Source organism: Mesotoga sp. UBA5825, assembly GCF_002432955.1.
Classification (GTDB): Bacteria; Thermotogota; Thermotogae; order Petrotogales; family Kosmotogaceae; genus Mesotoga.
Window position 1 is genome coordinate 1 of the sequence record NZ_DJHG01000008.1, and the last position, 7,952, is coordinate 7,952.

At 45.2% G+C, this 7,952-nt stretch carries 11 protein-coding genes and 1 pseudogene; 7 read left to right on the forward strand and 5 right to left on the reverse strand.

All coding sequences use genetic code 11. From position 1 onward, the window contains the following. The 4 genes and pseudogenes from B3N33_RS00310 to B3N33_RS00325 all read left to right on the forward strand — a co-directional run. Positions 1-195 (forward strand): annotated as a pseudogene (locus B3N33_RS00310) (hypothetical protein); the annotation flags it as partial. A gap of 532 nt (positions 196-727) precedes the next feature. Further along, positions 728-1,540, forward strand: coding sequence for an ABC transporter permease (locus tag B3N33_RS00315; RefSeq protein WP_422655887.1), 813 nt, complete (start codon positions 728-730; stop codon positions 1,538-1,540). 108 nt (positions 1,541-1,648) lie between these two features. Beyond that, positions 1,649-2,152 carry a hypothetical protein gene (locus tag B3N33_RS00320; protein ID WP_292590760.1) on the forward strand — a complete coding sequence of 168 codons (504 nt, stop codon included), beginning with the start codon at positions 1,649-1,651 and terminating at the stop codon, positions 2,150-2,152. 21 nt (positions 2,153-2,173) lie between these two features. Next, positions 2,174-2,674 carry a hypothetical protein gene (locus B3N33_RS00325; RefSeq protein WP_292590761.1) on the forward strand — a complete coding sequence of 167 codons (501 nt, stop codon included), beginning with the start codon at positions 2,174-2,176 and terminating at the stop codon, positions 2,672-2,674. A 126-nt stretch (positions 2,675-2,800) separates the two neighbouring features. On the opposite strand, the gene B3N33_RS00330 is transcribed toward B3N33_RS00325, so the two are convergent. Further along, positions 2,801-3,235 carry a hypothetical protein gene (locus B3N33_RS00330; RefSeq protein WP_292590763.1) on the reverse strand — a complete coding sequence of 145 codons (435 nt, stop codon included), beginning with the start codon at positions 3,233-3,235 and terminating at the stop codon, positions 2,801-2,803. Between the two features lie 216 nt (positions 3,236-3,451). Between B3N33_RS00330 and B3N33_RS00335 the strand changes: the two genes are divergently transcribed. The 3 genes from B3N33_RS00335 (at position 3,452) to B3N33_RS00345 (ending at position 4,833) form a co-directional block, all read left to right on the forward strand. Further along, positions 3,452-3,580, forward strand: coding sequence for an NAD(P)-binding protein (locus B3N33_RS00335; RefSeq protein WP_243392166.1), 129 nt, complete (start codon positions 3,452-3,454; stop codon positions 3,578-3,580). 197 nt (positions 3,581-3,777) lie between these two features. Further along, positions 3,778-4,044 carry a hypothetical protein gene (locus B3N33_RS00340; protein ID WP_292591767.1) on the forward strand — a complete coding sequence of 89 codons (267 nt, stop codon included), beginning with the start codon at positions 3,778-3,780 and terminating at the stop codon, positions 4,042-4,044. A 3-nt stretch (positions 4,045-4,047) separates the two neighbouring features. Continuing rightward, positions 4,048-4,833, forward strand: a complete 786-nt coding sequence (locus B3N33_RS00345) for a phytoene desaturase family protein (protein ID WP_292590768.1) — start codon at positions 4,048-4,050, stop codon at positions 4,831-4,833. A gap of 81 nt (positions 4,834-4,914) precedes the next feature. On the opposite strand, the gene B3N33_RS00350 is transcribed toward B3N33_RS00345, so the two are convergent. The 4 genes from B3N33_RS00350 to B3N33_RS00365 form a co-directional block, all read right to left on the reverse strand. After that, entirely contained in the window at positions 4,915-5,868 is a 954-nt protein-coding gene (locus B3N33_RS00350; protein ID WP_349682145.1) for an ABC transporter ATP-binding protein, read from the reverse strand. Next, positions 5,865-6,746, reverse strand: a complete 882-nt coding sequence (rapZ, locus tag B3N33_RS00355) for an RNase adapter RapZ (protein ID WP_292590770.1) — start codon at positions 6,744-6,746, stop codon at positions 5,865-5,867. The genes B3N33_RS00350 and rapZ overlap by 4 nt, the downstream gene beginning before the upstream one ends. Positions 6,747-6,974: 228 nt before the next feature. After that, complete coding sequence (locus tag B3N33_RS00360) at positions 6,975-7,175, reverse strand: hypothetical protein (protein WP_102818757.1); 201 nt, start codon at positions 7,173-7,175, stop codon at positions 6,975-6,977. Next, positions 7,172-7,507 (reverse strand): hypothetical protein, encoded by a 336-nt coding sequence (locus B3N33_RS00365; RefSeq protein WP_292591769.1) that lies wholly within the window; start codon positions 7,505-7,507, stop codon positions 7,172-7,174. The genes B3N33_RS00360 and B3N33_RS00365 overlap by 4 nt, the downstream gene beginning before the upstream one ends. Between the last annotated feature and the right edge of the window lie 445 nt (positions 7,508-7,952).

Sequence of the window (7,952 nt, forward strand, 5' to 3'; positions counted from 1 at the left end):
GGCCTTGTCTTTCTCTTTCTTGCAGTCTCGCCCGATTACAAATCAGATATCTCATCCTACCTAAGTCTGAACCCTTCAAGTGTCGATCATCCCATGCTTGTCGCAATACTATTCTTAATGGCTATAGTATTAATCGTGGATCTGGTGTTCGAAACCATAAAGTTCTGGGCTAACAGGATTGTAAGAACTAATTGAGACTGTCCGATGGAAATCCGGAGGGGCGTTGCCCCTTTTTTCTTTTTTGCAGAGAAGACCTTCAACAAAACAGTAAAGTTGAGAACTTCAGATTAATTGGGTTTTCTTTTAATAACTGTTTGTTGCAGTAACTAGCTTGCTCCGTCAATTAGCCAATCGCTCGCCCCCGACTCTACTTGGTGATACAATTCATTAGGCAGTCTTCATAAGGTCTTGAAGAACTCCCTTTGTTGGAGTCTGACTTTGGAATTCTGCTTTCGGGTGAGTCATTTTCCTTAGCTGCAGGAGGTACAATTTGGCCGCTTACATTATTAGAAGACTTCTGTTCTTGCCACTTGTTGCCTTTACTGTAACTCTGGTTGTATTCGCTGTAGTTTGGTCAATGGGGCCGGACGTATTGCTTAGAGCATACATGACGGGAAACGCTTCGAAGTCCCCGAATGCTGAACAGAGGATAATCGAAAAATACGGGCTCGATAAACCGGCAGTTGCCATGTACTTCAAGTGGCTTGGGAACACCCTCAAGGGAGATATGGGATACTCTTTGACCGCCAGTTCATCGGTTTCCGAAGCGATTANNATTATCTCAAGACTTCCGGCAAGCCTAGAACTGCTGATACTAGCGATTATACCTATAATCATTATTGGTTCAAGGCTAGGAATAAGAGCAGCCATGCATCCAGACGGAATTGCTGATTCTGTCTTCGGATTCTTTTCGATAGTAGGCTGGGCAACCCCAGATTATGTAATGGCTCTGCTCATTCTCGTGGGCAGCTTCACCATATTCGGCTGGCTTCCTATCGGCAGTCTGACCACCGGGTTAATTACGAATTGGACCTCCTACACTAACTCCCTAATAATCGATTCAGTTCTCAATCTGCGCTTCGATATCCTTTTGTCTCAACTAATCAATCTTGTGCAACCTGTATTGACCCTCTTCATCGTGCATTCGGCTTATGTTTTTCAGATAAGCAGGGCAACTGCTCTCGATGTCAAGAAAAGAGATTATGTTAGGGCAGCAAGATCAAGAGGTGTGAGCGAAAGAACGATAATGCTAAAACATGTTAGAAAGAATGCTCTGATCCCTGTCGCAACTGTTGGAGGCGAGCTCTTCGCATCGCTTTTCGCAGGACTTGCCTTTGTTGAAACCATCTTTGCGAGACCGGGTATAGGAAGGCTGCTAACTGACGCAGCAATAAGCGTTGAAGTGCTGACACTCTCAGGCTGTGTACTTCTGATAGCCGCCATGATGATTATCGTGAATATCGTTGTAGATATTATTTATTCCTTAATCGACCCACGAATCCTTCTCTGGGATAATGGGAAGGGATCTAGAGCAGATTAACGTTTTCTGGCCGCTCACAGAATTTGATTAGCGATTGAGCAGACAGTGTGGAAAGAAGATCGCTTTTGGATGTTGCAGACGTACAATGAACGTTAGGGGGTGAAACCTATGAAGAAGTCCGTTCTAGTACTTTTCATTCTGCTCGTTGCTTCGTTCTCATTCGGCAGCCTTTCTCTGGGACTGATTAATGTAGCTGCAAAGACCGAGTCTCTTTCGAACACTCCACTTTCCGGCTTCGTTGGAATAGACGTACTGGGCATAGATCTGCGGTACGATCTTGGACCTTTATCGTTGGGAGTAGCAACTCCATTTCTGATGTTTACTCTCTCTGAAGACACCGGCATTAAGACCTCTTTTGTGATCCCTGGAGTTGCCTGGTTAGTATATGCGGGGCTGAAGCTTGATATGGGCGTCTTCTATTTCAGGGGAGACATCGGTCACACATTCGCTTTCGGAGAGCAGTTGCAGCTTGGTTTTTCACCTCTAAGACTGGGAGTTGGAATGAATATCATTCCCAATTACTACATAGAGTTCAACACAGCTGTAATTCTCCAGAAATTCAGCGAGACTGTGGGGAAGATCTATGACTTCAAGATCGGTTACAGATTCTGATAGAACAAAGAGGTGGTCAAGGTGAAGAGATTGCTTGCCACAGCTGTAGTAGTAACGGTGCTGGCAATGTCTTGTCTTTCGAGGAATCCCACGATTGAGGTTTACAGAGATCGTTTCCAATCGGTCACCTACTACGATATCGAGAAATTCAGCGAGAATTTGAAAACAGAGAGTATCAACATTTCACGTAATGAGAAGCGTATGCTGGAAGACGGAGACATTCTTGTTTATCTCACTGATCAGGAAAGGCTTGGAAAGATGTTGATACTCGAGCTCGACAAGGGTGAAAGCGGATTCGTGTTTTTTGACTTTGTTACGTATGACGAGAACGGCCTAGTATTCATCGAGAAGAGATTTGTGAAGCTTCTAACTTCGTATATTTTCGACTTCGACAAAGGAATCATCCCTGAAAAGACCGAAGGTGTCGAACTGTGGTGTCACAATCTGGATGACGTCGAGATGTATCTCGTTCCATGGAATCCAGCGAAGCTCGGAAAATACCCGACTGCAGGGCTGAATTGACAAGCAGCGAACTCGTTCCAAGAAGGCAGAGTTTTCACTGAAGGGATTTCAGAACAACCTTGAATCAAAGATTGCTCTCTGTTAACAAACCGGAACTTGAACGACTCTAGAAGCGAAATCCATTCTCTAGAACTCAAGCTGAACGAGAAATGTGGGAACTATCTTCAGGCTAGTATCGACAAAAAACTCCCCAGGCAGATTAACGGGAAATCCCAGTTCTGCACCGATAAAAAGCTCTCCAAAATCAGTGGCGAACCCGTAGCTCGCACCTGCTCGTGCGAGAAGGAGGCCTTCCATTTCACCGAGGTGAAAAAGGATCTCAGTTCCACCGTGAACTCTCCAGGAGGCGATATCTTTGTAAAGATACATACCCGGAACCAATACGATTGAATCTGTATCAAAGATTACTCCCGCCTTGGCCTGAAATCCAAGAAGCCACGTATCAAAATTGATTGCGGCAAAGGGCTCGAAATGACCGTGTATCTTGACGCCGACACCGAAACCAATTCCAATGGCAGATGCAGAAATAACAAGTACCAAAGCAATACAGACAAACCTCATGAAAGCATACACCTCCTCGAATAGTTCAATTCTATCTCAAGTCGAGTCAATAATCCCTAGAAAGTGCTCAATAGTCTAGTACAAAACTCGCTTAGCGAACAGGCACATTCAAGAGTGATAGAATTAACTCGTAATTACCAGTTCTCTCATCTGTTCTCTGTTACATTCGGTGGGAGGGCTTTCCAATCGTCCAATTAAGAGTTTAAGGAGGCTAAGATGGCAAAGATTGTTATCATCGGAGGTGGAATCGGCGGACTGGCCGCGGGGTGTTTTGCCAGAATGAACGGATTCGACCCGATAATACTTGAGAAGTCAAGCAAATTGGGCGGTCTATGCACCTCATAGGATAGAGGCGGATATGTTTTCGATGGCTGTATTTGCCATCTTGCTGGGCTACCTCCGGAACCCCTCTCTACAACATGCGGAAGGATTTGGGCGCCATGCCTTCAGAAGTTCACTTCCCCGAAGAGTTGGTGAAAGCAGAAGATTAATCGGGCAATGAGTTCACGGTTTACTACTATCTCGAAAGACTTGAAACCGAAATGAAGAGAATCGCTCCTGAAGACTCTCATACAATAGAGGACTATATCAACGGAATCCGCAGACTTTCAGATATGGATCTTCTAGAAGTGGGATTCTGGAAATTCAGAGACTGGATCAAGAACATCTTTGTTCTCATAGAGAACAGAAAGGTCACGAAGTACACAATGATTGCTTTTGCTCAGAGATTCAAGAATCCTGCCTTAAGGATGTTCTTTCCAGTCATTCAATGCGGTTGGGCAAATATCCCCATGACTCTCAATCTTTGAGTAATGGCAGGCTCCAACGCAAAGAGATGCGGAAGGTACTCCGGAGGTTCCGGTAAGTTCATCGAGTCAATCGTGAAGAGATACGCTTCCCTCGGGGGCGAGATACTGTACGATTCGTCAGCAGTTAAGGTCATTGAAAGGGAGGGAAGGGCAGTCGGAGTAAGGCTCGAAAGTGGTCAGGAGCTTAACGCCGACTATGTGGTTTCAGACGCCTACGGCTATGATACTTTTAAGAAACTGATTGATGAGAGACACCTCACCGATCGGCTGCGCTCGATGTATTCGAAGCCCATCGACAGAATGATGATGGCTCCGCACGTGCCTTTTGGCATTGACATGGACCTGTCACAATTGCCGAATGCAATGTCTTTCTTTCTGGATGAACCGATTGAGATTGCAGGTGACGGATGCTCCATAGTAAACCTTCTGAATTACAGTTATGATGGAACAATGGCGCCAAAGGAAAAGATTGCCAGTAACACTATCAATGCAATCGAGAGAGTTAATCCCGGCATCACCGATGAAGTTGAAGTGACTGATGTTGCAACGCCAATGACTACAGAGAAGTTCACGTCAAATGGACGTGGCTACGGGAGCAAAGAGGACTTTCGAATGAAAGACACTCTCAGGGGACTTCTCAACAAACCACTGGTATTGAAGACTCTTAAGAACTTCTCCGTAATAGGACATACTATAGGTGGAACAAATCTCTACGGCTGTGCCGCGATGGGCAGGAACACCGTCAAAAAGATCTGCAAGAAAGAGAAGAAGAGTTTTGTGGGTTCCTGAGATATAGATTCAATACGATTACTCTCTGAAGTAGCATGGAGAGGAATACTTCAAGATCCCTCTCCCAAATAAGCATTGCCTCTACTCTGTCAACTTCAAAGAGCCCGCTCCTATCTTATTCTTTGTAGCTTTGTCGAAAAGCAAGTAGTTGACTGAAGGAAAGGAGATCTCCATCTTCGAATCAACTACGAAATCGACTCTTCCAAAGACGACTATTGAGAACATCGTGTTCTTGATCTTTGCCCTCACCACTGTCTCCATTCCAGAAGGAAGCGTTGAGTAGATAACACAACTATTTGCTCCGTTGTACGGGTTTAGCGTGATGTCCTCCGGTCTCAAACCTATTATTACTTCGTCACCGTTCTTAACTTCTGCCTCTTTGCTCTTGAAAATCATCTCCATGGTGAGTTCGGCGGTTTCAAGAGAGACTCTATCTTTCTCAGCGCCCTTAACTGCGGCATCTAGGAAATTCATTGAAGGATTCCCGATGAAATCTCCGACGAAGATATTGGACGGCTGATCGTATATTACGAGCGGCGGCGCATATTGCTGGAGAACGCCCTCTTCAAGAAGACAGACCTTGGTTGCCAGAGTCATCGCTTCCAGCTGGTCGTGGGTAACGTATACGACAGTCGATTCGATTTCTCTGTGGAGCCGTTTCAACTCGGCTCTCATTTCCATTCTCAGTTTGGCATCCAGGTTAGAAAGCGGCTCATCCATCAAGAGCACCTTAGGATTTGGAGCGAGGGTTCTTGCAATTGCTACTCTCTGTTGCTGACCGCCCGAAAGTTCTGAAGGATACCTGTCAAGAAGATCGCTTATCTTGACGAGATCGCCCATTTCCTTTACGCGTTTTCTGATCTCTTCTTTGCTCCACTTCATGTTTTCAAGACCGAAAGCAATGTTCTGATAGACGGTCATATGTGGCCAAAGCGCATAATTCTGGAACAAGAGGCCGACATACCGCTTATCCGGAGATAGGTTAATCTGCTTCTCACCTGAAATACCTCCAAAATTAGCAAGAATATGGATCAGGAGTTCTCTTTATGTATTTTTTGCTCTCTGTGATCAAGCGAAAGCCTTACACTATCTATCTTGAGCGCTTCGTACAGACGTTCGGCGATATACACAGACCTATGCTTGCCCCCGGTACAGCCAATAGCTATCTTGATGAAGTTTCTTCCGCTTCCCGCGAATCCCTCTATCGTTATCCTGCATAGTCTCAAAACAGTGTCGAAATAGCTTTCGATTTCCGGATAGGTCTCCAAATAATCCTTAACTTGTTTGTCCATTCCTGTGAGCTCTATGAGATCCTCGTAATAATAGGGGTTGGGAAGGAATCTCACATCGAAAATCAGGTTGGCATCATGAGGCACTCCTTCATTATAAGAGAAGCTCTCTATTTCTATTCTCATAGGTGGAAGCGAATATCCCTTGCCGCTAATTATCGAAACAATTGCCTCTTTCATCTCTTTCATATCCATTCTTGAAGTATCGATAACATGACCACAGTGCAGTTTCAGCGGCTCCATGATACTTCTTTCCTTCTGAATCGCTTCTTCAAGTCCTATCTCTTCCTGGAGAGGATGTGCTCTTCGCGTCTTCTGATATCTGTAGTACAGAACCTCGTCCTCAGCATCGAGGAAAATCGATGTTACTCCCAATCCTCTCTCTTTAAGCGATTCAATGCTCTCAATTACCTTATCCATTCCGCCGAACTTCTTGGCCGTACGAATATCGATTACGACGGCACTCTTGTCGATTTCCTGCTCGCCGATTATTCTTACAAGCTCTTCAATAATCGAAGGAGGAACGTTGTCCATGCAGAAGAAGCCAAAATCCTCAAGAACATCGATTGCCGAAGACTTTCCGGCGCCGGACATTCCGGTTACAACGATAATAGATGAAGACATTCGTAGCATCACCGCCCAAATGGAAAACATAATTAGAAAACGAGAAATAGAAGATTCTATATTTAATTATACAACAGTTTGTAATAACTCCAATTAGTAGCACGACGCCAGACCGGATTCATGTCTTTCGACATTGTTTTCTCAACTACTGATTCATCCTAACCCCGTGAGACTTCCCAAGATCAATAGATGCGAGTTTTCAGCCTACATTCGTTGTTATAGATAACCTCAATTGCCGTAGAAGAGTTCTAAATCCTTCTTCAGCTCTTCCAGAGCCTCGGGATTAACATAGATCATATGGCCGCCCTCGTAGACTCTGTGAATGATGTTGGCACGAAGAGAATCCGAGATCTTGATATGATCAATGCTATAGGCAACCGATTCAAAGGGGTACTCAAGATCAACCTTCCTCCAGCGACAAAGACTCATAGATAGGGCGCTCTGGTCAAAGCATGTGAAAGAGCATCACTTGCATCGGGAAATCCCAGGTCAAGTGAGTCAAGCATTTCCGGCTCAACTTTGCCGCTCTCCCAATTCCTGTTCAGATACACTTCTGCGTTCCCGCTCTTGTAAGGCAGATTTGTTTCATATCCTATCTCTCTCTTGATGTAATCATTTGCGCATGTTTTCAGCTGCCCCGAAAGATTGAACATTGTGCCATCATTTGAGGCCCCAATACATGGTCCGATTGCCGTTATTCTTGAGTCATACGCGCTCAGGGAGCGGTCGCTCTCTTCTAGCAGCAATGTACAGAAGTCCACCTGGTTCATCCTTAGATTTCGTTGATAGAATAAGGCCGAGCTGATCCCTGTAAGCATTTCCAGAATCTCTGCTATACTCCGTTTTCTATCGTCGGCAAGCTTGTTTCCCTCCCAGAGCGCGCTTACATACTCCTCCTTTACCCATCTACTTGCCTCTTCAACAAGAGTCTCCAGCTCACCTTAGAGACCTTGCTGTGAAACCAGGCAGAAGCGACATAGGCAGGAATTGAGAGAGCAAATGCCTTGTCCTCCGTTGAACTCCACTGGATAGTTCCGAGATCGAAGACCGCGGAGATGAAAATCAGTCCTGAAGGACAAACTCGAGCGAGGATCTGTTCTTCGTTCCCAGATCCGCTGTACGCTTAAGACCGAACAAGGACCCGCTGATCGCTGTGAGATTAAGTTCCCCCATCAACTTTTAGTGGCAAACGGATTTTGGTCTTCC